22 protein-coding genes and 1 pseudogene are annotated in these 25,298 nt (G+C 73.0%); 18 read left to right on the forward strand and 5 right to left on the reverse strand.

Annotated features, from left to right (window positions below):
* Positions 1-36 precede the first annotated feature (36 nt).
* The 5 genes from yajC (at position 37) to JOF41_RS06830 (ending at position 6,889) form a co-directional block, all read left to right on the forward strand.
* Positions 37-390 carry a preprotein translocase subunit YajC gene (yajC, locus tag JOF41_RS06810; RefSeq protein WP_372448471.1) on the forward strand — a complete coding sequence of 118 codons (354 nt, stop codon included), beginning with the start codon at positions 37-39 and terminating at the stop codon, positions 388-390.
* 148 nt (positions 391-538) lie between these two features.
* Positions 539-2,371, forward strand: coding sequence for a protein translocase subunit SecD (gene secD, locus JOF41_RS06815; RefSeq protein ID WP_209617148.1), 1,833 nt, complete (start codon positions 539-541; stop codon positions 2,369-2,371).
* Position 2,372: 1 nt separating this feature from the next.
* Positions 2,373-3,551 (forward strand): protein translocase subunit SecF, encoded by a 1,179-nt coding sequence (gene secF, locus JOF41_RS06820; protein WP_209617151.1) that lies wholly within the window; start codon positions 2,373-2,375, stop codon positions 3,549-3,551.
* Positions 3,548-4,066: an adenine phosphoribosyltransferase gene (locus tag JOF41_RS06825; protein WP_209617154.1), complete on the forward strand. Its 519-nt coding sequence runs from the start codon at positions 3,548-3,550 to the stop codon at positions 4,064-4,066. The genes secF and JOF41_RS06825 overlap by 4 nt, the downstream gene beginning before the upstream one ends.
* 522 nt (positions 4,067-4,588) lie before the next feature.
* Positions 4,589-6,889 carry a RelA/SpoT family protein gene (locus JOF41_RS06830; RefSeq protein WP_209617156.1) on the forward strand — a complete coding sequence of 767 codons (2,301 nt, stop codon included), beginning with the start codon at positions 4,589-4,591 and terminating at the stop codon, positions 6,887-6,889.
* Between the two features lie 84 nt (positions 6,890-6,973).
* On the opposite strand, the gene JOF41_RS06835 is transcribed toward JOF41_RS06830, so the two are convergent.
* Positions 6,974-7,819, reverse strand: a complete 846-nt coding sequence (locus JOF41_RS06835; protein ID WP_209617159.1) for a peptidylprolyl isomerase — start codon at positions 7,817-7,819, stop codon at positions 6,974-6,976.
* A gap of 147 nt (positions 7,820-7,966) precedes the next feature.
* Here JOF41_RS06835 and JOF41_RS06840 point away from each other — a divergent pair, with 147 nt between their 5' ends.
* The 3 genes from JOF41_RS06840 to JOF41_RS06850 are packed head-to-tail and all read left to right on the forward strand — an operon-like array spanning position 7,967 to position 10,550.
* Complete coding sequence (locus tag JOF41_RS06840) at positions 7,967-8,665, forward strand: MBL fold metallo-hydrolase (RefSeq protein ID WP_189225812.1); 699 nt, start codon at positions 7,967-7,969, stop codon at positions 8,663-8,665.
* 2 nt (positions 8,666-8,667) lie between these two features.
* Positions 8,668-9,930, forward strand: a complete 1,263-nt coding sequence (gene hisS / locus JOF41_RS06845) for a histidine--tRNA ligase (protein WP_209617162.1) — start codon at positions 8,668-8,670, stop codon at positions 9,928-9,930.
* Complete coding sequence (locus JOF41_RS06850) at positions 9,927-10,550, forward strand: hypothetical protein (protein WP_189225814.1); 624 nt, start codon at positions 9,927-9,929, stop codon at positions 10,548-10,550. Before hisS ends, JOF41_RS06850 begins: the two co-directional genes overlap by 4 nt.
* 103 nt (positions 10,551-10,653) lie before the next feature.
* Here JOF41_RS06850 and JOF41_RS06855 read toward each other — a convergent pair whose 3' ends face one another.
* Positions 10,654-11,517 carry a spermidine synthase gene (locus JOF41_RS06855; protein ID WP_189225815.1) on the reverse strand — a complete coding sequence of 288 codons (864 nt, stop codon included), beginning with the start codon at positions 11,515-11,517 and terminating at the stop codon, positions 10,654-10,656.
* Positions 11,518-11,596: 79 nt separating this feature from the next.
* Here JOF41_RS06855 and JOF41_RS06860 point away from each other — a divergent pair, with 79 nt between their 5' ends.
* Positions 11,597-11,959: a DUF1304 domain-containing protein gene (locus tag JOF41_RS06860; RefSeq protein WP_189225816.1), complete on the forward strand. Its 363-nt coding sequence runs from the start codon at positions 11,597-11,599 to the stop codon at positions 11,957-11,959.
* Here JOF41_RS06860 and JOF41_RS06865 read toward each other — a convergent pair.
* From JOF41_RS06865 to pnuC, 3 genes are read right to left on the reverse strand one after another with little or no spacing between them, the layout of a single operon-like run.
* A complete protein-coding gene (locus JOF41_RS06865; RefSeq protein ID WP_209617165.1) occupies positions 11,880-13,325 on the reverse strand; it encodes a YibE/F family protein in 1,446 nt (481 codons plus the stop codon). The two genes, JOF41_RS06860 and JOF41_RS06865, sit on opposite strands and share 80 nt — an antisense overlap.
* Before the next feature lie 21 nt (positions 13,326-13,346).
* Positions 13,347-14,432 carry an AAA family ATPase gene (locus tag JOF41_RS06870; protein ID WP_209617167.1) on the reverse strand — a complete coding sequence of 362 codons (1,086 nt, stop codon included), beginning with the start codon at positions 14,430-14,432 and terminating at the stop codon, positions 13,347-13,349.
* Positions 14,429-15,070 carry a nicotinamide riboside transporter PnuC gene (pnuC, locus tag JOF41_RS06875; RefSeq protein ID WP_307867277.1) on the reverse strand — a complete coding sequence of 214 codons (642 nt, stop codon included), beginning with the start codon at positions 15,068-15,070 and terminating at the stop codon, positions 14,429-14,431. Before pnuC ends, JOF41_RS06870 begins: the two co-directional genes overlap by 4 nt.
* 145 nt (positions 15,071-15,215) lie before the next feature.
* On the opposite strand from pnuC, the gene JOF41_RS06880 reads away from it, so the two are divergent.
* The 9 genes and pseudogenes from JOF41_RS06880 (at position 15,216) to JOF41_RS06920 (ending at position 25,286) form a co-directional block, all read left to right on the forward strand.
* A complete protein-coding gene (locus JOF41_RS06880) occupies positions 15,216-16,145 on the forward strand; it encodes a hypothetical protein (protein ID WP_209617170.1) in 930 nt (309 codons plus the stop codon).
* A 47-nt stretch (positions 16,146-16,192) separates the two neighbouring features.
* Complete coding sequence (locus tag JOF41_RS06885; RefSeq protein ID WP_189225820.1) at positions 16,193-16,576, forward strand: nuclear transport factor 2 family protein; 384 nt, start codon at positions 16,193-16,195, stop codon at positions 16,574-16,576.
* A gap of 63 nt (positions 16,577-16,639) precedes the next feature.
* Complete coding sequence (locus tag JOF41_RS06890; RefSeq protein ID WP_209617173.1) at positions 16,640-17,227, forward strand: TetR/AcrR family transcriptional regulator; 588 nt, start codon at positions 16,640-16,642, stop codon at positions 17,225-17,227.
* On the forward strand, positions 17,224-17,964 hold the full coding sequence (locus tag JOF41_RS06895) for a TIGR03084 family metal-binding protein (RefSeq protein WP_209617176.1): 741 nt from the start codon (positions 17,224-17,226) through the stop codon (positions 17,962-17,964). Before JOF41_RS06890 ends, JOF41_RS06895 begins: the two co-directional genes overlap by 4 nt.
* A 56-nt stretch (positions 17,965-18,020) precedes the next feature.
* Positions 18,021-19,519 (forward strand): annotated as a pseudogene (locus tag JOF41_RS06900) (acyclic terpene utilization AtuA family protein).
* A complete protein-coding gene (locus tag JOF41_RS06905; RefSeq protein WP_209617179.1) occupies positions 19,516-20,664 on the forward strand; it encodes an acyl-CoA dehydrogenase family protein in 1,149 nt (382 codons plus the stop codon). Before JOF41_RS06900 ends, JOF41_RS06905 begins: the two are co-directional and overlap by 4 nt.
* Positions 20,661-22,256 carry an acyl-CoA carboxylase subunit beta gene (locus JOF41_RS06910; protein ID WP_209617182.1) on the forward strand — a complete coding sequence of 532 codons (1,596 nt, stop codon included), beginning with the start codon at positions 20,661-20,663 and terminating at the stop codon, positions 22,254-22,256. Before JOF41_RS06905 ends, JOF41_RS06910 begins: the two co-directional genes overlap by 4 nt.
* A 7-nt stretch (positions 22,257-22,263) precedes the next feature.
* Complete coding sequence (locus tag JOF41_RS06915; RefSeq protein ID WP_209617185.1) at positions 22,264-24,126, forward strand: acetyl/propionyl/methylcrotonyl-CoA carboxylase subunit alpha; 1,863 nt, start codon at positions 22,264-22,266, stop codon at positions 24,124-24,126.
* Complete coding sequence (locus JOF41_RS06920; protein ID WP_189225825.1) at positions 24,126-25,286, forward strand: acyl-CoA dehydrogenase family protein; 1,161 nt, start codon at positions 24,126-24,128, stop codon at positions 25,284-25,286. Before JOF41_RS06915 ends, JOF41_RS06920 begins: the two co-directional genes overlap by 1 nt.
* Positions 25,287-25,298: the final 12 nt, after the last annotated feature.

The raw sequence follows: 25,298 nt of genomic DNA on the forward strand, positions 1-25,298 counted from the left end.
CGGGCACCGCCCGTGCGGCCGACCGAACGGAGAATGATGGGCAACCTGTCTTCCTTGATGTTCCCGCTGCTGCTCGTGCTGCTGGCCGTGCCGCTGTTCCTCAGCGCGCGCAAGCAGAAGCGCGCGGTCGCCGAGCAGCAGGCGCTGCTCAACTCGCTGGAGCCCGGCGACCGGGTGATGACCACCTCCGGCGTGTTCGCCACGGTGGTCGACGCCTCCGACGACTCCGAGATCAAGCTGGAGGTGGCGCCCGGCGTGGTGACCACTTGGCTGCGGCAGGCCGTTCGCGAGAAGGTTGTCGCGGACACCACCACCGACGCCGTCGTCGACGACGTCGAGGACGCCCCGGCGGTGGAGGCCGAGCCCGCGCAGCAGGACACCAAGAAGTAAGAAGAACCGGCGGCGCGAACCGCGCCGCGCACCGCCTGGAGCCGGCAACTGTGAACAACGCCGACTCCAGGCAGTGACGCGCAGTTCACACCCCTAGGGGTACGCTGCGCCCTCGCTGAACTTGTCAACTACAGGAGACGGACGGACCGTGGCACCTCCGGCCGGGCAAATCCGCCCCGCGAAGTATCTGGGCGCGTTTGTCCTCATCGTGGTCGCGCTGTACGCCCTGGTGTTCTTCACCGGCAACGGCAAGGCGACCCCCAAGCTCGGCATCGACCTCCAGGGCGGTACCCGCGTCACGCTGACCGCGCGCGCCCCGGACGGCCAGACGCCGACGGAAGAGGCGCTCAACCAGGCCCGGACGCTGATCGAGACCCGCGTCAACGCCCTGGGCGTGTCCGGCGCGGAGGTCGTCCGCGACGGCACCAACCTGGTCATCACGGTCCCCGGCGAGGACAGCGAGGGCGCCAAGAGCCTGGGCCAGACCGCGAAGCTGAACTTCCGCAAGGTGGTCGGCTCGCCGCTGCCCAACGAGCAGCCCGCCCCCAGCTCCTCCAGCGCGCCGCCGTCGACCAGCGGTTCCGCGCCGCCCAGCAGCACCCCCCCGGCGTCGGAGAGCGCGGGCGCCGCGCCCACGACGACCGCGCAGGGCCGCCCGGCCCCGGCCCACGAGGGCCAGCCGGAGACCACCGGGCAGCCGCCCAGCACCACCGGCGAGGCGCCGCCGTCCAGCCAGCCGCCCGCCGAGCAGCAGCAGGTGGACTGCCGCGCGGTGTTCATGGGCCAGTACTCCGACGACCCCACGCAGGCCATCACCGAGTCGCGCCAGTGCAGGCAGGACCCGCAGCTGACCACGCTGGACCCGCAGACGGTCCAGCAGGCGCTGCAGGCGTTCACCTGCCCGACCAACGACCCGCTGCTGGGCAACGACGACCCGGCCCTGCCGCTGCTGACCTGCGACCAGAAGCTCGAGTACAAGTACGTGCTCGCGCCGGTCACCCCGCCGTCGGACGGCTCGGTCAAGGAGGACGACTACAGCCTGTACTCCCGGCTGACCGGTGAGGACATCGACAACGCGGTGTCGGGCACCGACCCGCAGGGCGCCGGCTTCATCGTCAACCTGACCTTCAAGGGCCCCGGCGGCGAGAAGTGGGGCAAGTTCACCTCCGCCAACGTCGGCCAGCAGGTCGCCGTGGTGCTGGACAGCCAGGTGGTCTCCGCGCCGAACATCAACGAGGCCATCCTCGGCGGCAGCACCCAGATCAGCGGCCAGTTCACCCAGCGCGAGGCCGACCAGCTGGCCAACGTGCTCAAGTACGGCTCGCTGCCGCTGTCGTTCGAGGCCTCCGAGGCCGAGACGGTGTCCGCGACGCTGGGCCTGGCCTCGCTGCAGGCGGGCCTGATCGCGGGCGGCATCGGCCTGGCGCTGGTGTTCATCTACTGCCTGCTCTACTACCGCCTGCTGGGCCTGCTGACGATCCTGTCGCTGGCGCTGTCCGGCGCGGTGGTCTACGCGGTGCTCGTGCTGCTGGGCCGCTGGATCGGGTTCACCCTGGACCTGGCGGGCATCGCGGGCTTCATCGTCTCGATCGGCATCACCGCCGACTCGTTCGTGGTGTTCTTCGAACGCCTCAAGGACGAGGTGCGGGAGGGCCGCACGTTCCGCTCGGCCGTGCCGCGCGCCTGGGTCCGCTCCCGCCGCACCATCCTGTCCGCGGACGCGGTGAGCTTCCTGGCCTCGGCGATCCTGTACGTGATCGCGGTCGGCCAGGTGAAGGGCTTCGCGTTCACCCTGGGCATGTCCACCGTGCTCGACCTGGTCGTGGTCTTCCTGGTCACGCACCCGCTGGTGGCGCTGGTGTCCAAGTCGAAGTCCCTGTCCAGCCCGAAGCTCTCCGGCCTCGGCGGGGCGGTCCAGGCCGGTGCCGAGCAGCGCGCGGGCGCGACCGCCGCCAAGAGCACCGCCGTGAAGGAGGTCTGACGTGGCGAAGTCCAAGGGCAGCGTGTTCCACCGCCTGTACGTCGGGACCGGCGCGTTCGACATCGTCGGCAAGCGCAAGCGGTGGTACGTCATCTTCGGCCTGATCCTGCTGGCGTGCATCGCCTCGATCGTGTTCCGGGGCTTCAACCTGGGCATCGACTTCACCGGCGGCACGCGCATCCAGCTGCCCGCCGCCAGCTCGTCGGGCACCATCACGGTCGAGGCGGTCAAGGACAGCTTCGGCAAGGCGATGGGCGAGGAGCCCACGTCGGTGCAGACCGTGGGCACCGGTGACGCGGCCACCATCCAGATCCGCTCCGAGACGCTCAACGCCGACCAGGTCACCAAGGTCAAGACCGGGCTGAACGACGACCTCAAGCCCGACGGCGGGATCGGCGCGATCAGCGACAGCGCCGTGTCGGCCTCGTGGGGCGGGGAGATCACCACCAAGGCGTTGATCGCGCTGGGCGTGTTCTTCCTGGCCGTGGCGATCTTCCTGGCGCTGTACTTCGAGCTGTCCATGGCGGTCGCCGCGCTGGTCGCGGTGCTGCACGACGTGCTGATCACCGCGGGCATCTACTCGCTGGTCGGCTTCGAGGTCTCGCCCGCGACGGTGATCGGTCTGCTCACCATCCTGGGCTTCTCGCTGTACGACACGGTGGTGGTGTTCGACAAGGTCAAGGAGAACACCCGCGGCATCCTGGGCCTGACCAGGCGCACCTACGGCGAGGCGGCCAACCTGGCGGTCAACCAGACGCTGATGCGCTCGATCAACACCTCGCTGATCGCGCTGCTGCCGGTGATCGGCCTGCTGGCCATCGGCGTGGGCCTGCTGGGCGTGGGCACGCTCAAGGACCTGGCGCTGGTGCAGCTGGCGGGCATGGCGGTCGGCGCGCTGTCGTCGATCTACATCGCCACCCCGGTGGCGGTGGACCTGAAGATGCGCGACCCGCGCTACAAGGCCCAGGCCCAGCGGGTCATGGCCCGGCGGGCGAACCTGGCCCGCAAGGCGGGCGGCGAGGTCCCGGCGGTCGACGTGGTCGAGTCGACCGACGACGAGGCGCTCGACGCCGAGCTGCGCCGCGAGAAGGCCGTGGCCGCCGCCGCGAGCGTGCCCGCCCGGCACGGCAAGGCGGGCGACGTCCGGCGCGGCAGGCCGACCGGCAAGAAGCAGCGTTGAAGCTGGAACGAGCGCTAGGGCTCCTGCGTGAGGTCCCGGACTTCCCCCAACCGGGGGTGGTGTTCCGGGACCTCACGCCCGTCCTGGCCGATCCCGACGCGCTGCGCGCCGTGGTCGACGCCCTGCAAGTCCACGTCGAGCCGTCCACCCAGGTCGTGGCGGCCGTCGAGTCGCGCGGGTTCCTGCTCGGCGCGGCGCTGGGCTACGGCTGGCGCTACGGCGTGGTGCCGCTGCGCAAGCCCGGCAAGCTGCCTGCCGTGGCGCACCGGGTCTCTTACGACCTGGAGTACGGCACGGCGTCCCTCGAACTGCCGGAAGGGGCCATCACCCCTGGTCAGAAGGTCGTCGTCGTGGACGACGTGCTGGCGACCGGCGGCACCGCCGCGGCGGCCTGCGAGTTGGTCGAGCGCGCGGGCGGCGTGGTCACCGGCGTCTCCGTGGTGATCGAGCTGCCCGCCCTGGGCGGCCGGGCCCACCTGGCGGGCCGCCAGGTCCACGCCCTCCTCGCCGTCTAGCCCACGCCCTCCACGCCCGCCCCTGGTGTCACCCACCTATGGGCGTGTTGGGCGTGTCGCCCCCGCGAGTCGAACGCTCAGACACCCTGAACTCGACATTCGCGTACCCCGACCCGCACTTTCCCGCCCTGACCGGCGCTTCCGCGCCCCTCGGGCAGTAGTTACCGGCCCTGCCAACCCCGTCGGGTAGTACTTGCCCACGCACCAGGCGCGCGCGCAGCGGGGTGCCCGCGAGCGCCGCTTTTGAACCCCCACCCACCGGGTAGTAGTCACCGACTCCCGCACGCCCCTCGGGTAGTACTTGCTGACGCGCTGCGGTGGGAGGTTGGGAGCGGAACGGTCAGTTCAGGATGTGGGGGACCGAGCGGGGTACCCAGGGGGCGTCGTGATGGACGTCTCCGTGACGGGTTGGACCGATCGGGTGGTGCTGCTCGTCGTGCGAACCGCGCCGCTCACCGGTTCCTCGGCGAGGAGCGCTCGCGAGCGGAGTTATCCTCGGGACCTAGACCTCTAGGAGCGTGGTTGAGCCAGGACACCGAACCCGCAGCGGCGGCGCAGCCCGTGCCCGCACGGCCACCGTCGGCAACCAGGCGCGTGCGCGCGCGGCTCGCCCGGCGGATCACCGCCCAGCGGGCCGCACCGGTCAAGCAGGTGCTCGAGCCGCTCGCCACCGTGCACCGCGACATGCACCCGAACGCCGACCTGGCGCTGCTCCAGCACGCCTACGACGTGGCCGAGGAGAAGCACCGGCCGCAGCGCCGCAAGTCCGGTGACCCCTACATCACCCACCCGCTGGCCGTGGCCACCATCCTGGCCGAGCTGGGCATGGACACCACGACCCTGGTCGCCGCCCTGCTGCACGACACGGTCGAGGACACCGACTACTCGCTGGACCAGCTGCGCGAGGACTTCGGCAACGTGGTCGCCCTGCTGGTCGACGGCGTGACCAAGCTGGACAAGGTCAAGCTGGGCGCCGCGGCCGAGGCCGAGACCATCCGCAAGATGGTCATCGCCATGGCCAAGGACCCGCGCGTGCTGGTCATCAAGCTGGCCGACCGGTTGCACAACATGCGCACCATGCGCTTCCTGCCGCCGGAGAAGCAGGCCCGCAAGGCCCGCGAGACGCTGGAGGTGCTGGCCCCGCTGGCGCACCGGCTGGGCATGGCCACGGTGAAGTGGGAGCTGGAGGACCTGGCCTTCGCCATCCTCCAGCCCAAGAAGTACGACGAGATCGTGCGCCTGGTCGCCAACCGCGCCCCGTCCCGCGACACCTACCTCAGCGGGGTGATCACGGAGCTGAGCAGCCAGCTCGAGGGCGCCCGGATCGCGGCCAAGGTCGAGGGCAGGCCCAAGCACTACTACTCGATCCACCAGAAGATGATCGTCCGGGGCCGCGACTTCGACGACATCCACGACCTGGTTGGCGTGCGCATCCAGGTCGACGAGGTGCGCGACTGCTACGCCGCGATGGGTGTCGTGCACGCGCTGTGGCAGCCCATGCCCGGCCGCTTCAAGGACTACATCGCCCAGCCCCGGTTCGGCGTCTACCAGTCGCTGCACACCACCGTCATCGGCCCGGACGGCAAGCCGCTGGAGGTGCAGATCCGCACCTACGACATGCACCGCACCGCCGAGTACGGCATCGCGGCGCACTGGCGGTACAAGGAGACCAGGGGCACGCACAGCGGCAAGGGCGTCGAGGTCGACGAGATGGCCTGGATGCGCCAGCTGCTGGACTGGCAGCGCGAGGCCGCCGACCCCGGCGAGTTCCTGGAGTCGCTGCGCTTCGACCTGGCCGCGCGGGAGATCTTCGTCTTCACCCCCAAGGGCGACGTGGTCACCCTGCCCACCGGGTCCACGCCGGTCGACTTCGCCTACGCCGTGCACACCGAGGTCGGGCACCGCTGCATCGGCGCCCGCGTCAACGGCCGCCTCGTCGCGCTGGAGCGCAAGCTGGAGAACGGCGAGGTCGTCGAGATCTTCACCTCGAAGGCCGAGGGGGCCGGGCCCAGCCGCGACTGGCTGAGCTTCGCCGCCTCGCCGCGCGCCAAGGCCAAGATCAAGCAGTGGTTCGCCAAGGAGCGCAAGGAAGAGGCCATCGAGGTCGGCAAGGATGCGATCGCCAAGGAGGTGCGGCGGGTCGGCCTCCCGCTGCAGCGCCTGGTGTCCGCCGACGCGATGGGCGCGCTGTCCAAGGAGCTGCACTACCCGGACGTGAGCGCGCTGTACGCGGCGGTGGGGGAGGGCCACACCTCCGCCCGCCACGTGGTGCAGCGGCTGGTGGCCCAGCTCGGCGGCGTGGAGCACGCCGAGGACGAGCTGGCCGAGCGGTCCACCCCGTCCACGGTGGTCCGCAGGCGGGTCACCGGCGACGCGGGCGTGATCGTCAAGGACGCCGCCGACGTGTGGGTCAAGCTGGCCCGCTGCTGCACGCCCGTGCCCGGTGACGACATCCTCGGGTTCGTCACCCGCGGTGGCGGGGTGAGCGTGCACCGCACCGACTGCACCAACGCCGACGAGCTGCTCAAGACCCCCGAGCGGCTGCTGGACGTGGAGTGGGCGCCTTCGTCGTCCTCGGTGTTCCTGGTGGCCATCCAGGTCGAGGCGCTGGACCGGCACCGGCTGCTGTCGGACGTGACCAAGGTGCTGGCCGACGAGAAGGTCAACATCCTGTCCGCGTCGGTGACCACCTCGCGCGACCGGGTGGCGGTGAGCCGGTTCTCCTTCGAGATGGGCGACCCGAAGCACCTGGGCCACGTGCTCAAGGCGGTGCGCAGCGTGGAGGGCGTCTACGACGTCTACCGGGTGACCTCGGCGTCCTGAGGGACGTTCCGAGCCGGGAACGACGCCGGGAACGACATCGGGCGGGCCATCCGGGGATGGCCCGCCCGATCGCCGTCCAGGGGGTTACTTGACGACGGTGGCCGTCTTGATGTCCACCGGGGTCTTCGGCTTCCCGTCACCGGAGCCGCTGTCGGTGCCCTGCATGGCGACCTCGTCGACCTTCTTCAGGCTCTCCTCGTCCACCGTGCCGAACACGGTGTACTTGGCCTCCAGGTTCGAGCCGTCGCCGTAGACGATGAAGAACTGGCTGCCGTTGGTGTCCGGGCCCGAGTTCGCCATGGCCAGCACGCCGCGGCCGTAGCTCAGCTCGGGGAACACCTCGTCCTTGAAGCTGTAGCCGGGGCCGCCGCGGCCGGTGGCGCTCGGGTCGCCGCACTGGAGCACCTGGATGCCGGAGGTGGTCAGCCGGTGGCAGGTGGTGTCGTTGTAGAAGCCCTGCTCGGCCAGGCTGACGAAGCTGTTGACCGCGCACGGCGCCAGCGCCCGGTCCAGGGTCAGCTTCAGGTCGCCGATGGAGGTCGCCAGGGTGGCGCCCACGGTGCCCTCGGCGGAGACCTCGCCCGCGGCGGGCGCGTTGACCTGCTTGCTGGCCTGCTCCTGGCCCGCCGGGTACTCGCAGTTGACCTTGGCGGCCAGCGGGGTGGGCCGCTTCACCGCCGGGTGCAGCGCGGTGGGGATGGACGAGGGCTTGTCGTCGGGCGCGGACGGCGTGGTGCTGGCGGCCGCGTCGTCGCCGCCGCTGAAGTCGTACGTCGCCAGGAAGTAGATGCCGCCCGCGACCAGCACGACCGCGACGGCGGTGGCGATGACGGCGGTGATCCGGCGCCGCTTCGCGCGTTCCGCCCGCCGGGCGATCTGCCGCTCCAGCTTCCGCTTGGCCTGCTCGCGGCGCTGCACGTTGTTCGGCACCCTGCACCCTCCTTGACCTCGTTGTGTTGACGGCGACGACCGGCCAGCAGTCTAGGGGGCTCGCATATGACTGGTGTGTGCCGGATAGGCTGGTGCCGGGGTCCTTCGCGATCCGTTGTCGATCTGTTGCCGTCGAGAGGTGTCCGCGTGCTGGTGATCGGGTTCCCCACCGGCGCCCTGCAGGCCAACTGCTACCTGTTGGCGGCCGAAGCGGGCGGCGCGTGCGTCGTGGTCGATCCCGGCCAGGACGCCGCCGAGCCGATCGCCGAGGCGCTGCGCGAGCACCGCCTGTCCCCGGTCGCGGTGCTGCTCACCCACGGCCACTTCGACCACTGCTTCTCCGTCGCCCCGGTCTGCGACGGCAACGACATCCCCGCGTGGGTGCACCCGCAGGACCGCGAACTGCTGTCGGACCCGCTCAAGGGCATCAGCGCCGAGTCGCGGGCGTTCTTCGGCGGGCAGCTGGAGATGCGCGAGCCGGGCGAGGTGCGCGAGCTGGCCGACGGCGCGGAGCTGGACCTGGCGGGCCTGCGGCTGGTCGTCGACCACACCCCGGGCCATACCGGCGGGTCGGTGATGTTCCGCGCGGGCACCGAGGAGGGCGGGCGGCTGGTGCTGTCCGGCGACACCCTCTTCGCGGGCTCGATCGGCCGCACCGACCTGCCGGGCGGGGACCACCGGGCCATGCTGACGTCGTTGCGCCGCAAGGTGTTGACGCTGCAGGACGACACGGTGGTGCTGCCCGGCCACGGGCCCACCACGACCATCGGCCGCGAGCGCGCTAGCAACCCGTTCCTGCTGGAGCTGGGCCAGGGCGCGCAGGCCGCACCGCACCGAGGACTGTAGAAGTGAGCACCTTTTCCGCGCCCAAGGGCGTGCCGGACTACTTCCCGCCCAGCTCCGCCGCTTTCCTGGCGGTCCGCGATACCCTCGTGGAGTCCGCGCGCCGGGCGGGCTACGGCTACATCGAGCTGCCCGTCTTCGAGGACACCGCGCTGTTCGCGCGCGGTGTCGGCGAGTCGACCGACGTGGTCAGCAAGGAGATGTACACCTTCACCGACCGCGGCGGCCGGTCGATCACGCTGCGCCCCGAGGGCACCGCGGGCGTGATGCGGGCGGTGATCGAGCACGGCCTGGACCGCGGCCAGCTGCCGGTGAAGCTGGCCTACGCGGGCCAGTTCTTCCGCGCCGAGCAGCCGCAGGCCGGGCGCTACCGGCAGTTCCACCAGGTCGGCGTGGAGGCCATCGGGGTCGACGACCCGGCGCTGGACGCCGAGGTCATCGCGGTGGCCGACGCCGGGTTCCGCGCGCTGGGCCTGACCGGGTACCGGCTGGAGCTGACCTCGCTGGGCGACTCGACGTGCCGCCCGCAGTACCGGGAGAAGCTGCAGGCGTTCCTGGCCAAGCTGCCGCTGGACGAGGAGACGCGCCGCCGCGCCGAGCTCAACCCGCTGCGGGTGCTCGACGACAAGCGCCCCGAGGTGCGCGAGCTGGTGGCCGACGCGCCGCTGATGGTCGACCACCTCTCGCCGGAGACCCGCGAGCACTACGAGCGGGTCAAGGGCTACCTGGGCGAGCTGGGCGTGAAGTTCGCGGAGAACCCGCGGATGGTGCGCGGGCTGGACTACTACACCAAGACGACCTTCGAGTTCGTGCACGACGGGTTGGGCGCGCAGTCGGGCATCGGCGGCGGCGGGCGCTACGACGGGCTGATGGAGCAGCTGGGCGGGCAGCCGCTGTCCGGCGTCGGCTTCGGCCTCGGCGTGGACCGGGCGCTGCTGGCCTGCCAGGTGGAGGGCGTGGTGCCCGGTGACCCGGCGCGCTGCGAGGTCTACGGCGTGCCGCTGGGGGAGGCGGCCAAGGCGCGGCTGGTGGCGCTGTCCGCGCCGCTGCGCGCGGCTGGCGTCCGGTTCGACCTGGCCTACGGCGGCAAGGGCCTCAAGGGCGCGATGAAGGGCGCGGACCGGTCCGGGGCGCGGTTCGCCCTGGTGCTCGGCGAGCGGGACATCGAGGCGGGCGTGGTGCAGCTCAAGGAGCTGGCGACCGGCGACCAGCGGGAGGTGCCGCTGGTGGACGCGGTGGTCGCGGTGCGGGAGGCGTTGGGCCGGTGAGCGAGCGCACCCCTCTGGACCTGCTGGACCCGGCGGCGGTCCGCAAGCGCGCGCGGACGGTCGCCGTCGGCGCGCTCATCGTGGCCGCGGCGTTCGGCGGGTTGCTGGGGCTGCTCGCCGGGCGGACGGCCGGACTGGTCACGGCGGCGGTGTTCGCCGTGCCGCTGCTGCTGCTGGCGTGGTCGGAGGCGCGCAGGCGGGTGTGGCTGGAGGGCCACGTGCTGTCCGTGCGCGCCTTCGGCACCCGCTCGGTGGACCTGCGCGCGGCCGACCAGCTGGACCTGCTGGTGACCGACGTGCGCGGCACCCGCACGATCGGGCTGTTCGTCCGGGGCGGCGGCAAGGCGATCAACCTGGCGCTGGCCATCTACGCGGGCACCGGCGGGCGGGAGCAGGGCGTGTACGCGCTGCGCACGCTGGCCGACGTGCTGGCGGGCCGGGGGGACACCCGCGGGCTGGTGTTCTCCGAGCTGCTGGTGGCGCAGCTGAAGGCGGAGGCGCGCGGCGCGGCGGCGGCCGACCGCCCGCTGTACCGGCTGGGCACGCTGGCCCCGTCGGGGAAGCTGGCGCAGAAGCTCACCCCGGACGCCATCTCCCGCTTCGTGTCCAGCCTCGACTGAACACGTCGGCAAGTACCACCCGTCACGCCGGGAAGGGCCGGTAACCACCACCCGGCGTCGCGAACGCTCGGTTCGCGGTGCCCGAACGCTCGGTTCGCGCGGGTCAGTCGTCGGGGAGACCCCAGGTGCCCTTGGGCGGGGACGGGGACTGGGTGGCGGTGGCGTCGGTGGTGGGGGGAGCGCCGCCGATGAACTTCTCCAGGGAGTCGTCGTGCTCGACGCGGCCGGGGAACGGGTCGCCCGCGGTGAGCCGGGCCAGCGAGATGATCGGCAGCACCGCCTGCGAGGCGACGATCACGAAGTTGCCGAACCGGCGACCGCGGAACACCGCGGGCTCGGCCAGCACGCACACGTGGCGGAACACCCGCCGCACGGTCGCCGCCTGGGCGCGGGCGAACGCCAGCTTGCCGCCGTCGCCGATGTTGGCCGCGTAGACCCCGCCCGCCCGCATGGTCCGGGCGGCCAGCTCCACGTACTCCACCGAGGTCAGGTGGGCGGGTGTGCGGGCGCCCGCGAACACGTCGGTCACCACGAGGTCGAAGGTGTCCTCGGGCGCGCGGGACAGCACCTCGCGCGCGTCCCCGTTGCGGATCTTGACCCGCCAGCCCCGGTCCAGCGGCAGCAGCCCGCGCACCAGCTCGATCAGCGCCGCGTCCACCTCCACCACCTGCTGGGTGGACCGGGGGCGGGTGGCGGCGATGTAGCGGGGCAGCGACAGCGCCCCGCCGCCCAGGTGCAGCGCGCGGATCGGCTCACCGGGCTCGCGCATCAGGTCCACCACGTGGCCCAGCCTGCGGACGTACTCGAACTCCAGGTGCCGGGGGTCGTCCAGGTCGACGTGCGACTGGGGTGTGCCGTTGAGGTGCAGCGTCCACGCGTTGGTCACGTAGGGGTCGGGGACGAGTTCGGCGATGCCCGAGTCGACCTCCCTGGTGAGGGTTTCGTCGGCTTTCCGGGTGCGTCCCACCGGCTCATTATCCGGGACGCTCCCCGGCACCTCCGAGCCTGGTGGGGCAGGCGCGCGCGGCGGCGGGTACGTTGCCGCGGTGAAGATCTTGGCGGATGTCCTGATCGCGCTGGTCGCGCTGATCCACGTCTACATCGTGGTGCTGGAGATGTTCCTGTGGAGCAAGCCGCGCGGGCGCGCGGTGTTCGGCACCACCGAGGAGTTCGCCGCAGAGTCCGCCCCGCTGGCCGCCAACCAGGGCCTCTACAACGGGTTCCTGGTCGCGGGCCTGGTGTTCGCGCTGGTCGCGGGCGGGAGCACCGGGTTCGCGTTCGCGGTGTTCTTCCTGGTCTGCGTGATCGTGGCGGGCCTGTACGGCGGGTTCACCGTGAGCCGCCGGATTCTCGTGGTGCAGAGCGCGCCCGCCGCGGTCGCGCTGCTGGTCGCGGTGTTGGCTCGCTGACTCGACGCCACGGCCCCTTGGCCGGGTCGTAGCCGGTGCGCAGGTCGCCGGTGATCCGCGTCCTGGGCTGCGGCCGAGCGGGTTCCGGCTCCGGCTCCGGCTCCGGCTCGGGTTCCGGTTCGGGCTCGGCTTCGGGCACGGGTTCCCGGCCCGCCACGAACGCGGCCAGGGCGGTGGTGATCGGCACCGCCGCCACCAGGCCGATGCTGCCCACCAGCGTGCGCACCACCTCCTGCGCCACCTGCTGGGCGGTCAGGATGTCGGTGAGGTCCCGCCCGGACAGCGCGAACGCCAGCATCAGCGGCAGCGCCGTGCCCGCGTAGGCCATCACCAGCGTGTTCACCACCGACGACAGGTGGTCGCGGCCGATCCGCGACCCGGCCGCGTACAGCTCGCGGAACCCCAGCGCCGGGTTGGCCCGCCGCAGCTCCCACACCGCGCTGGTCTGGGTCACCGTCACGTCGTCCAGCACGCCCAGGGCGCCGATGATGGTGCCCGCCAGCAGCAGCCCGCGGGCGTCGATGCCGTGCCCGAGGACGCCCACCAGGTTCGCCGTCTCCTGGTCCAGCCCGGTCAGCTCGGTGGCCGCGGAGAACAGCGCCCCGAGCCCGCCGATGAGCACCAGGCTGCCCAGCGTGCCCAGCACCGCGGTGGACGTGCGCGCGCTGACGCCGTGCGTCGCGTACAGCACCACGAACATGATCAGCCCGGCCGCGACCACCGCCACCGCCAGCGGGCTCTCCCCGGCCAGCAGCGCGGGCAGCACGAACAGCAGCAGCACGGCGAAGCTGAGCACCAGCGCGCCCAGCGCCTTGAGACCCTGCCAGCGCCCCAGCAGCAGCACCGCGGCCACGAACAGCACCACCAGCAGCACCATCGGCGCGCCGCGCTGGAAGTCCACCAGCTGGTAGGACTCGCTGGCGTTCGGGTCGCCGCCCGCGAAGGACAGCACCACCTCGTCGTCGACCTCGAACAGCGGTGTGCCCGGCTCGTCCGGCATCGGGATGCGCACCTCGCGCCCGGCCGCCGCGCCGTCGGTCATCTTCACGGTGACCTGGAAGCACCCGCCGTCGCCGGGCTGGTCGACCGACGGTCCGCCGCACCCGCTGCGGGCCACCGCCGTGACCTCGCCGCGCACCGGCGTCTGCGTCAGCCCCACCGCCGCGCCGGTCCGCTGGTCGTGCCCGAACGGGTAGAGCAGGACCGCGCCGAGCGCGGTGGCCAGCACCAGGGGCAGCAGCAGGACCAGCAGCAGCTTGCGGACGCGCGCGGACGCCGGGGGAGCGGGCGAGTGCCCGTGGCCGTGCCCGTGGCCGTGGCCGTGTCCGTGGGCTGCGATGAGGTCCTTGGCGCGCACGTCGCACATAGTGCCCGATGAACCCGGACCTCAACCCCTGGGCAACAGGGGCGCGGAGAAGCGGAAGTGCCGTTCCACGGCCGCTTCCGCCAGTTCCACCGCCGTGCGCAACCGCTCCTCGGCCGTTCCGCTCACCACCGCCCACGGCGCTGCCCGCGCGGCCAGCCCTTCCCGGAACAGGTCGGTCATCCAGCCGCGCAGGTGCTCGCCGTCGCGCCAGCCGTCCTGCTCGAACGGCACGCCGACGTGGTCGGTCAGCAGGTACAGGGCGGGCAGGGGAGCGTCCGGCGCGACTTCCGGGTGCGGCGCGCCCAGGTACCGGTGCGCCCACACCGTCGCCGCCCAGGCGTCGTTGTCGCACACCAGCACCGGTCCGTCCACAGCGGCGTCGGACAGCTCCCGCTGCCGCGCAGCCACGTCCGCGAAGTCGCCCACCGTCCACACCAGATCCTCCAGCGTGGCGGACGGGTCGAAGGCGCGTGCGGCGGCCAGCTTGTGCTCGGTGTGGGCGCGTCCGTACTCGGCCACCCAGGGCGCGCCGAAGTGCTCCGCGAGCTGTCGGGACAACGTGGTCGTGCCGGTGCTCTCCGCGCCCACCACCACGATCCGCGCGCACAGCCCCGCGCGGGTGGCGGGCGCGAGGTCGGCCCACCGCCCGCGCGGGTCGGCCCGCACCGCCGTGCCCGACACCGGGAACGCGGTGCGGTCGGGGTCGACCGGCACGTGCCGCGCGCCCAGCCGCTTGGCCAGCTCGTCGCCGTAGTCCTCGCTGGAGAACACCGCGTCCACCGGCGCGGTCGCGGGCGCCCCGTCCAGGATCGCCCGGCGCGCCAGCACCGCGCGGGCCACCCCGATGTGCAGCTGCCACACCTCGTCGCTGTGGAAGTCCATCGGGTGGTCGTCGAGGTCGCCGAGCACCACCAGCCCCGGCGTGCCCGCGTGCTCGGCGCGCAGCCACGCCACCCGGTCGGCCACCGGGATCGACTCGGCGGAGGAGGCCAGGACGGTGACGGTGGTGCGGGCGCTGCGCGCCGCGGCGGTGCGGATCAGGTGGTGGTGCCCGGCGTGCGGCGGGTAGAACTTGCCCAGCACCAGGGCGTGGTCGAACTCCGTCACGCCGCCACCGGTTCCCGCAGCGCCTTGCGCCAGTTGACCAGGCCCAGCACGCACAGCCCCATGAACCCGACGTAGAGGATCGCGGTCAGCCACAGGTCCTTGTAGGCGTAGAGCGGGACGTAGATCACGTCCGCGGCGATCCACAGCCACCAGCACTCGACCTTCTTGCGGGTCTGGCCCCAGGTCGCCAGCAGCGACAGCACGGTCGTGACCGAGTCGCCCCACGGCACCGTCGAGGTGGTGAACGAGGTGAGCACCCACACCAGCAGCAGCGTCCCCGCCACGCCCGCCGCCAGCAGCCACCACCACTGCGCGCGGGAGGTCGTGCTCACCGGCAGGGCGGTGTGCTCGTCGCCGCCGCGCAGCCAGGCCCACCAGCCGTACAGGGCCAGGACGATGTAGACGACCTGCAGGCCGGAGTCGGCGAACAGGCCGCTGGTGGCGAACAGCACCAGGAAGGCGAGGTTGTTGAGGATGCCGATGGGCCAGTTCCACGGGTTCTGCCTGGCCACGAGCCACACGCAGAGCGCGCCGGTGACGAACCCGATCACCTCCCCCCAGCTCGTGGTGGCACCCGCGAACGACAGCGCGGGCGTGTTGTAGGGCACCAGGACGAGGTCCAGCGGGGACACGGGCACTCCGATTGACGGTAGATCGAACACGTGTTCGAATGGGGCAATGCGGTGGGGTGGGCAGGGGGACGGGGTGGGCCCGCGACGGGGTCTGTCGGGTCCGCCGGGACTGGTGCGCAGCGTACGAACTCCGAACAGCTTCGGGGGTGTGGTGTCCCACGAGGTGAACGCCACACCCCGGCGCGGCCGCCCGCGCGCCCGCGCCCACTGCCTGGCCGGGGACACGCCGGTCCTGCTGGCCGACGGGCGCGCCAAGCCCATCGCGGAGCTGGCGGTCGGCGACGAGGTCTTCGGCACGCGCGAGGGCCGCTACACCGCCACGCGCGTGCTGGCGCACTGGTCCGCGGTCGAGCCCGCCTACCGCGTCACCCTGGAGGACGGCACGCGGGTGGTGGCGGGCGGTGATCACCGGTTCCTCGCCGAGGACGGCTGGCGGCACCTCGCGCCCGGCAGGCGCGCGGACTTCGAGGAGCGGCCGTTCCTGGCCGAGGGGACCAGGCTGGTGGGGACGGGCCGGTTCGCCGAGCCGCCCGCGCCGGGTGAGCGGTACCGGCGGGGCTACCTGTGGGGCGTGGTGCGCGGCGGGCTGCCCGCCCTCCCGGAGGTGCTGGCGCGGGCGCGGGCGTACGCGCGGGGCGAGCTGCCGCGCGAGGGTGACCTGGTCGAGTGGCCCACCGCGGCGGACGAGGACTGGGTGAGGGGCTTCCTGGCCGGGTTGTTCGACGCGCGCGGCAGCGCGGTGGCGGGCGAGCTGGTGCTGTCCAGCTCCGACAGCGCGGTGTTCGACGCCGCGCTGGTGGCGCTGGCGCGGCTGGAGGTCCCGCACGCGGTGGAGGTGCGCGGGGTGCGGATCACCGGCGGGCCGGCCGAGCGGCTGCGGTTGCTGCACCTGGTCGACCCGGCGACCGCGCGGGCGGGTGTGCTGGAGGGCGTGCCGGTGCCGAGGGCGGCGCGGCTGGGGGTGGTGTCGGTGGAGCCGCTGGCGGTGACGCACCGGCTGTACGACATCGCCACGGGCACCGGTGACGTCATCGCCAACGGCCTGGTCAGCCACAACTGCTCTGGTCGTGCCGCGGGGTGAACCCGCGGCACCCCGTACTTCGTACGCCGTACGGTATAGTGGGTGGCATGAGTGCTGGATTCGTGCCCACCGAGCGGGACGTGGCGGATGTGCTGGAGTGGTTCGAGCGGTGGGACGCCTTGGCGGCGGCCAAGGACGTCGAGGCGATGGCGGACATGGCGCTGTTCCCGGTCAACGCCGTCACCGACGGCTCGGCCGAGCAGTGGGACCGGGAGCGGTTCCTGCGGGACATGGCCGCGTCGCTGGGGGAGGGCGAGGTGAAGATGGAGTCCACCCGGACTCCGCACTTCATCAACGAGAACCTGGTCTTCGTGATCACCGACGCCACCTTCACCTTCGAGGGCGGCTCGCAGGCGGTGCGCTACGGCGACCTGCTGGTCAAGTCCGATGGTCGCTGGCTGTTCCAGACCATGGCGCAGGGCGGCTGGTAGTCCACTCGCGCGTCACTTACAAACAGTCTTGACTGTTTGTAAGTGACGCGCGACACTCGGCCGATGCCCACCGAGACCAGGCAGCGGCAGGTCGACCGCAGCCGCGAGACCCGCCGCAAGCTCATGGCGGCGACGGTCGAGTGCCTGGTCGAGCGCGGCTGGGCGGGCACCACGACGACCATGGTCGCCGAACGGGCGGGCGTCTCGCGCGGGGCGCAGCTGCACCACTTCCGCACCCGCGGCGAGCTGGTCGCCGCCGCCGTCGAGCACCTCGGCGCGGAGAGCGTGCTGCAGCTGAAGGAGCGGGCGAGCCGGGTCGGCGGCAGCACGGCCGCGGTCGTCGAGCTGATCGCCGACTTCTACGCCAGCGACCTGTTCACCGCCGCGCTGGAGCTGTGGGTGGCCGCGCGCACCGACCCCGAGCTGAGCGGGGTGGTGGTGCCGCTGCAGGCCCGCATCGGCCGCGAGACGCACCGGCTGGCCGTCGAGCTGCTGGGCGCGGACGAGACCAGGCCCGGCGTCCGCGAGGCCGTGCAGATCACCCTGGACCTGGTGCGCGGTCTGGCGCTGGCCAACCAGCTCACCGACGACACCAGGCGGCGCGAGCGGCTCGTGCGGCACTGGGCGCAGATGCTGGAGGCGGTGCTGTGATCGGGCAGCTGCTCGACGACCTGCGCGCGGAGGGCCAGGAGCTGGACGACCTGGTGGCCGGGGCGGACTGGACCACCCCCACGCCCGCGCCCGGCTGGACCATCGCGCACCAGATCAGCCACCTGAGGTGGACCGACCGGATCGCGCACCTGGCGGTCACCGACCCGGACGCCTTCGCCGAGGCGCTGCGCGGGGCGGGCGCGGACGCGGTGGACCGCGGGGCCGAGGAGCCGGTGACGCTGGAGCAGTGGCGGCGGGGGCGGGCGGTGCTGGCCGAGGCGCTGGCGGCCGTGCCGAGGGGTGTGAAACTGCCGTGGTTCGGTCCGCCGATGAGCGCGGCCTCCATGGCGACCGCGCGGATCATGGAGACGTGGGCGCACGGCCAGGACGTGGCCGACGCGCTCGGCGTGGTCCGCGAGCCCACGCACCGGCTCAAGCACGTCGCGCACATCGCGGTCCGCGCCTTCGGCTACGCCTTCCTGGTCAACGGGCTGCCGGTGCCGGAAATACCGGTGCGGGTGGAGCTGACCGCGCCGGACGGCGGGCTGTGGGCGTGGGGGCCGGAGGACGCGACCGACCGGATCTCCGGGCAGGCGCTGGACTTCTGCCTGCTGGCCACGCAGCGCCGCCACCGCGACGACCTGGCCGTCACCGCGTCCGGCCCGGCCGCCGAGGCGTGGCTGCCGATCGCGCAGGCCTTCGCCGGACCGCCCGGAGCGGGGCGGGCGAAGGCGTGATCCGCATCGGCAACGCCTCCGGGTTCTACGGCGACCGCTTCTCGGCGGTGCGGGAGATGCTGGAGGGCGGCCACCTCGACGTGCTCACCGGCGACTACCTGGCCGAGCTGACCATGCTGATCCTGGGCCGCGACCGCCTCGAGGACGCCGATCTCGGCTACGCCAGGACGTTCCTGCGGCAGATGGAGGACGCGCTCGGCCTGGCGCTGGAGCGCGGCGTCAGGATCGTCAGCAACGCGGGCGGGCTCAACCCCGCAGGGCTGGCCCGCGCGATCGACCGGCTCGGGCTCGGCGCGCGGGTGGCCCACGTGACCGGGGACGACCTGCGCGAGCGGTTCCCGGACGCGCTGACCGCGAACGCCTACCTGGGCGCGTGGGGCATCGCGGAGTGCCTGCGCGCCGGGGCGGACGTCGTGGTCACCGGCCGCGTCACCGACGCCTCGCTGGTGGTCGGCCCGGCGGCGGCGCACTTCGGCTGGGGGCGCGAGGACTTCGACGCGCTGGCGGGCGCGACGGTCGCCGGGCACGTGCTGGAGTGCGGCGCGCAGGCCACCGGCGGCAACTACGCGTTCTTCGCCGAGATCGACGCCGACCGGCCCGGCTTCCCGATCGCGGAGGTCGAGGCGGACGGGTCGTCGCTGATCACCAAGCACGACGGCACGGGCGGCGCGGTCACCGTCGACACGGTCACCGCCCAACTGCTGTACGAGATCGGCCCGCCCGCCTACCTCGGGCCGGATGTGGTCAGCCACTTCGACACCATCCGCTTGGCGCCGCACGCGCGGGGCGTGCGGATCTCGGGCGTGCGGGGCAGCGCGCCGCCGGAGACGCTGAAGGTGTGCCTGAACTCCCTTGGCGGCTTCCGCAACGCCACCACGTTCGTCCTCTGTGGACTGGAGATCGAGCGCAAGGCCGCCCTGGTGCGTCGGCAGCTGGAAGCTGCGATCGGCGCGGAAGGGCTGAGCTGGACCCTGGCCCGTACCGAGCACGTCGACGCGGACACCCAGGAGGCGGCCAGCGCACTGCTGCACGCCACCATCAGGACCACCGATCCCCGGCGCGCCAAGGCGTTCTCGCGGGCGGCGGTCGAGCTGGCGCTGGCCTCCTACCCCGGTTTCCACGTCACCGCCCCGCCTGGCGACGGCTCGCCTTACGGGGTCTGCGAGGCGGCCTACGTGCCGCGCGACTCCGTGGCGCACCAAGCTGTCCTGCCCGGCGGTGAGGTGGTGCGGGTATGAGGCTGCCGCTGGGCGCGATCGCGGGCGCGCGGTCCGGGGACAAGGGAGGGGACGCCAACCTCGGCGTGTGGGTGCGCACCGACGAGCAGTACGCGTGGCTGGTCGGCGAGCTGACCGCGGCGCGGCTGAAGGAGCTGCTGCCCGAGGCAGGCGAGGTGGAGCGGTTCGAGCTGCCCAACCTGCGGGCGCTGAACTTCGTGCTGCGCGGGCTGCTCGGCGAGGGCGTGGCCGCATCGACGCGGTTCGACCCGCAGGCCAAGGCGCTGGGCGAGTGGCTGCGGTCGCGGCACGTCGACATCCCGGAGGCGCTGCTGTGATCACCTCCGACCTGTTCGACACGCCCGAGCGGCGCGACCTGCGCGCCCTGGTGCGCCGGTTCGTGGAGCGGGAGGTCGTGCCCTCGCTGCCGCGGTGGGAGCGCGAGGGCGAGCTGCCCCGTGAGCTGCACCGGGCGGCGGCCGGGATCGGCCTGCTGGGCGTCGGGTTCCCGGAGGGGGTCGGCGGCGCGGGCGGCGACCTGCTCGACACGGTGGTGGTCACCGAGGAGCTGATCCAGGCGGGCGGTTCGTCCGGTCTGGTCGCCGGGCTGATGACGCACGGCATCGCGGTGCCGCACATCGTGGACTCGGGCGACCGGCGGCTGATCGACCGGTTCGCGCGTCCGGCGCTGGCGGGCGAGCTGATCGGCTCGCTGGCGATCACCGAGCCCGGCGGCGGGTCCGACGTGGCGGCGCTGCGCACCACCGCGCGGCGCGACGGCGACCACTACGTCGTCAACGGCACCAAGACGTTCATCACCTCCGGTGCGCGGGCCGACTTCGTCACCGCGGCGGTGCGCACCGGCGGCCCCGGCCACCAGGGCATCAGCCTGCTGGTGGTGGAGAAGGGCGCGTTCGGCGTCGACCGCAGGCTGGACAAGATGGGGTGGCACTGCTCGGACACCGCGGAGCTGTCCTTCGTGGACGCGCGAGTGCCGGTGGGCAACCTGGTGGGTGCGGAGAACGCCGGGTTCGGGCTGATCATGCGGCAGTTCCAGGTCGAGCGGGTCTCGCTGGCGGTGCAGGCGTACGCGACGGCCCAGCGGTGCCTGGACCTGACCGCCGCCTACGTGCGCGGGCGCGAGGCGTTCGGCAGGCCGCTGGTGGGCCGCCAGGTGGTCCGGCACAAGCTGGTCGAGATGGCGCAGCGCACCGACGTGGCCCGCACCCACACCAGGGAGGTCGCCGCCATGGTGGCCGAGGGGCGGGAGTGCGTGGCGCGGGTGTGCTTCGCGAAGAACGCCGCCGTGGAGGCGTGCTCCTTCGTCGTGGACGCGGCGGTGCAGCTGCACGGCGGCTTCGGCTACCTGCGCGACGCCGAGGTGGAGCGGCACTACCGGGACGCGCGCGTGCTGGGCATCGGCGGCGGCGCGACCGAGGTGATGGCGGAGTTGGCGGCCAGGCGATTGGGGTTCTCGGCATGACCGTGCTGCGCTCGGCGCTGGACAGCGCCTCGGCCGAGTACCGGCGCAACCGCCAGGCGCTGCTGGCCAAGCTCGCCGAGCTGGACGCCGAGCACGCCAAGGCGCTCGCGGGCGGCGGCCCCAAGTACACCCAGCGGCACCACGAGCGCGGCAAGCTGCTGGCCCGCGAGCGGATCGAGCTGCTGGTGGACCAGGACAGCCCGTTCCTGGAGCTGTCCCCGCTGGCCGCCTGGGGCACCGACTACCCGGTGGGCGCGAGCGTGGTCACCGGCATCGGCGTGGTCGAGGGCGTGGAGTGCGTCGTCGTCGCCAACGACCCGACCGTGCGCGGCGGCGCGAGCAACCCCTGGACCCTGCGCAAGACCTTCCGCGCCAACGACATCGCGCTGCGCAACCGGTTGCCGCTGATCGGGCTGGTCGAGTCCGGCGGCGCGGACCTGGCGGGCCAGAGCGAGATCTTCATCCCCGGCGGCCGGGCCTTCCGCGACCTGACCCGGCTGTCCGCCGCGGGCATCCCGACCATCAGCGCGGTGTTCGGCAACGCCACGGCGGGCGGCGCGTACGTGCCGGGCATGTCCGACTACGTGGTGATGGTCAGGGACCGGGCCAAGGTGTTCCTGGGCGGGCCGCCGCTGGTGAAGATGGCCACCGGCGAGGAGGCCGACGACGAGTCGCTGGGCGGCGCGCGGATGCACGGCACCACCTCCGGCCTGGCGGACTTCGTGGCCGAGGACGAGGTGGACGCGATCCGGCTGACCCGGCGGATCGTCGCCCGGCTCAACTGGCGCAAGCTCGGACCGCCGCCCGAACCGGTGGACGAGCCGCTGTTCGACGAGGAGGAGCTGCTCGGCCTGGTGCCCACCGACCTGCGCGTCCCGTTCGACCCGCGCGAGGTGATCGCCCGGATCGCGGACGGCTCGCGGTTCGACGAGTTCAAGCCCGACTACGGGACCAGCCTGGTCACCGGCTGGGCCGACCTGCACGGCTACCCGGTCGGCGTCCTGGCCAACGCGCGCGGCGTGCTGTTCAGCGAGGAGGCGCAGAAGGCCACCCAGTTCATCCAGCTCGCCAACGCCAGCCGCACGCCGCTGCTGTTCCTGCAGAACACCACCGGCTACATGGTCGGCGCGCGGTACGAGCAGGGCGGCATCATCAAGCACGGCGCCATGATGATCAACGCGGTGTCCAACAGCCGCGTGCCGCACCTGACCGTGGTGATGGGCGCGTCCTACGGCGCGGGCAACTACGGCATGTGCGGCCGGGCCTACGACCCGAGGTTCCTGTTCACCTGGCCCAGCGCCAAGTCCGCGGTCATGGGGCCGGCGCAGCTGGCCGGGGTGCTGTCGATCGTGGCGCGGCAGGCCGCCGCCGCGCGGGGGCAGGACTACGACGAGGAGCAGGACGCGACCATGCGGCAGGTGATCGAGGGGCAGGTCGAGCAGCAGTCGCTGGCCGCCTTCCTGTCCGGGCGGCTCTACGACGACGGCGTGATCGACCCGCGCGACACCCGCACGGTGCTCGGCCTGTGCCTGTCGGCCGTCCACAGCGGGCGGATAGAGGGTGCCGAGGGCTACGGCGTCTTCCGGATGTGAGGGCGTGATGATCCGCAAGCTGCTGGTCGCCAACCGGGGCGAGATCGCCCGCCGGGTCATCCGCACCTGCCGGGAGCTGGGCATCTCGCCGGTCGCGGTGTTCTCCGACCCGGACGCGGGGGTGCCGCACGTGCGCGAGGCCGACGCGGCGGTGCGGCTGCCCGGCGCCGCGCCCGCCGAGACCTACCTGCGCGCAGACCTGCTGGTGGCGGCCGCCCGGAAGGCGGGCGCCGACGCGGTGCACCCCGGTTACGGGTTCCTGTCGGAGAGCGGCGACTTCGCCCGCGCGGTGCTGGCCGCCGGGCTGACCTGGGTCGGACCGGCCCCCGAGGTCATCGACGCGATGGGCGCCAAGGTGGCGGCCAAGCGGCGGATGGCCGCCGCGGGCGTGCCGGTGCTGCCCGACCTGGACCCCGAGTCGGCGACGGAGTTCCCGCTGCTGGTCAAGGCTTCCGCGGGCGGCGGCGGGCGCGGGATGCGCGTGGTGCGCGGCGCGGACGAGCTGGCCGGGCAGGTCGCCGCCGCGCGGCGCGAGGCCGAGTCGGCCTTCGGCGACGGCACGGTGTTCTGCGAACCGCTGCTGGAGCGCGCCCGGCACGTCGAGGTGCAGGTGCTGGCCGACGCGCACGGCGCGGTGTGGGCGCTGGGGGAGCGGGAGTGCTCGATCCAGCGCCGCCACCAGAAGCTCGTCGAGGAGACCCCCGCCCCGACGATCACCGCCGAGGTGCGGCAGCGGCTGCACCAGGCCGCGGTCCGGGCCGCCGAGGCCATCGGCTACGTCGGCGCGGGCACCGTGGAGTTCCTGCTCGCCGACGACGGGCGGTTCCACTTCCTGGAGGTCAACACCCGGCTGCAGGTCGAGCACCCGGTCACCGAGGCGGTCTTCGGGTTGGACCTGGTGGCCTGGCAGCTGGCCGTGGCCGAGGGGGAGCGGCTGCCGCAGCGACCGCCCGCGCCGCGCGGGCACGCCGTGGAGGCCCGCCTGTGCGCCGAGGACCCCGGCCGGGACTGGCTGCCCTCCACCGGCACCCTGCACCGCTTCCGGGTGCCCGGCGACGTGCGGGTGGACAGCGGCGTGGAGGACGGCAGCGAAGTCGGCGTGCACTACGACCCGCTGTTGGCGAAGGTGATCGCGTGGGCGCCCACCCGCGCCGCCGCGGTCCGCAAGCTGGCCGCCGCGCTGGAGCGCGCCGAGGTGCACGGCCTGGTGACCAACCGCGACCTGCTGGTCCGGGTGCTGCGGCACCCGGAGTTCGAGCGCGGCGCCACGCACGCCGGGTTCCTCGACGAGCACGGCCTGACCGCCCGCCCGGAGGTCGACGCGCGCCCGGCGGCGCTGGCCGCGGCGCTGGCGCTGGCCGAGCGGCGGCGCGGAACCCTCCCACTGGGATGGCGGAACATTGTTTCGCAACCGCAAAAAACGGTATTCGAACACGACGGAGAAATCATCGAGGTGGACTATCGGCACGCCCGTTCGGGGGTGGAGACGAGTTTTGGAGTCACTGTTGTTAATACCTCCGCGAATGTCGTCGTGCTGGAGCGCGACGGTGTGCGCACACCGTTCCCGGTCGCCGTCCACGGCGACCGGGTCGAGGTCGGCGCGGTGTCGCTGAAGCTGCTTCCGCGCTTCCCGGACCCGCGGGCCGAGGTCGTCGAGGGCGCGGCGGTGGCCCCCGTGCCCGGCACGGTGGTCCGCGTCGCGGTCGTCGAGGGCCAGCGCGTCGAGCCGGGCGCGGAACTGCTCGTGCTGGAGGCCATGAAGATGGAGCACCGGGTGCTCGCCGCCGCGGGCGGCACCGTCACCCGGCTGTCCGCCCGGCGCGGGCAGCAGGTCGACGCGGGCGACGTGCTCGCCGTCGTGGAGGCGTGATGACCGACTTCACCGAGAGCCCCGAGCGGCAGGCGCTGCGCGAGGCCGTCGCCGCGTTCGCCGCCCGCTACGGGCAGGAGTACTTCGCGGCCAAGGCCCGCGCCGGGGAGAAGACCGACGAGCTGTGGGCCGAGGCGGGCAGGCTGGGCTACCTCGGCGTGGCCGTGCCGGAGGAGTACGGCGGCGGGGGCGGCGGCATCGGCGACCTGGCCGCGGTGTGCGAGGAGCTGGCCAGGGCGGGCTGCCCGATGCTGCTGATGGTCGTCTCACCCGCCATCTGCGCCACGGTCATCGCCCGCTTCGGCACCGAGGAGCAGAAGCTGCGCTGGCTGCCGGGCTTCGCCGACGGCACCACCAAGATGGCCTTCGCCATCACCGAGCCCGAGGCCGGGTCCAACTCCCACCGGCTGTCCACCGCCCTGCGGCGCGAGGGCGACCGGTGGGTGCTCTCCGGCGGCAAGTACTACATCTCCGGCGTGGACGAGGTGGAGGCGGTCCTCGTGGTCGCCCGCCACGTCGACGCCGAGGGCCAGCGGCTGCTGCCGTCGCTGGTGGTCGTGCCCACCGACGCCCCCGGCTTCACCTACCGGCACATCCCCATGGAGGTGGTGTCCCCGGAGAAGCAGTTCACCTGCTTCTTCGACGACGTGCGGCTGCCGCTGGACGCGCTGGTCGGCTCCCCCGACGCCGGGCTGGCGCAGCTGTTCGCCGGGTTGAACCCGGAACGGATCATGGCGGCTTCGCTGGCCACCGGCATGGCCCGCCGCGCACTCGACCAGGCGAGCGCGTACGCCCGCACCAGGTCGGTCTGGGGCACGCCCATCGGCGCCCACCAGGGCGTGGCGCACCCGCTGGCGCAGTGCGCCGTCCAGGTCGAACTGGCCAGGCTGATGACCCAGAAGGCGGCGGCGCTCTACGACGCCGGTCAGGACCGGGCGGCGGGCGAGGCGGCCAACATGGCCAAGTACGCGGCGGGGGAAGCGGTGGCGGCGGCGGTGGACCAGGCCATCCAGGTGCACGGCGGCAACGGGCTGTCCGCGGAGTACGGGTTGGGCGCCCTGCTCGCCGCGTCCCGGTTGTCCCGGATCGCCCCGGTCAGCCGGGAGATGATCCTGAACTTCGTGGCGCAGCACACCCTGGGGCTGCCGCGCTCCTACTGACCGGGCGGTCGG

Source organism: Saccharothrix coeruleofusca, from assembly GCF_017876325.1.
GTDB lineage: Bacteria > Actinomycetota > Actinomycetes > Mycobacteriales > Pseudonocardiaceae > Actinosynnema > Actinosynnema coeruleofuscum.

Excerpts from the sequence above, each read along its gene's own strand:
- yajC (WP_372448471.1), top strand. The coding sequence starts at position 37 with ATGGGCAACCTGTCTTCCTTGATGTTCCCGCTGCTGCTCGTGCTGCTG.
- JOF41_RS06865 (WP_209617165.1), bottom strand. The coding sequence starts at position 13,325 with ATGTGCGACGTGCGCGCCAAGGACCTCATCGCAGCCCACGGACACGGC.
- JOF41_RS06885 (WP_189225820.1), top strand. The coding sequence starts at position 16,193 with ATGAGTGCTGGATTCGTGCCCACCGAGCGGGACGTGGCGGATGTGCTG.
- JOF41_RS06890 (WP_209617173.1), top strand. The coding sequence starts at position 16,640 with ATGCCCACCGAGACCAGGCAGCGGCAGGTCGACCGCAGCCGCGAGACC.
- JOF41_RS06910 (WP_209617182.1), top strand. The coding sequence starts at position 20,661 with ATGACCGTGCTGCGCTCGGCGCTGGACAGCGCCTCGGCCGAGTACCGG.
- JOF41_RS06915 (WP_209617185.1), top strand. The coding sequence starts at position 22,264 with ATGATCCGCAAGCTGCTGGTCGCCAACCGGGGCGAGATCGCCCGCCGG.
- JOF41_RS06920 (WP_189225825.1), top strand. The coding sequence starts at position 24,126 with ATGACCGACTTCACCGAGAGCCCCGAGCGGCAGGCGCTGCGCGAGGCC.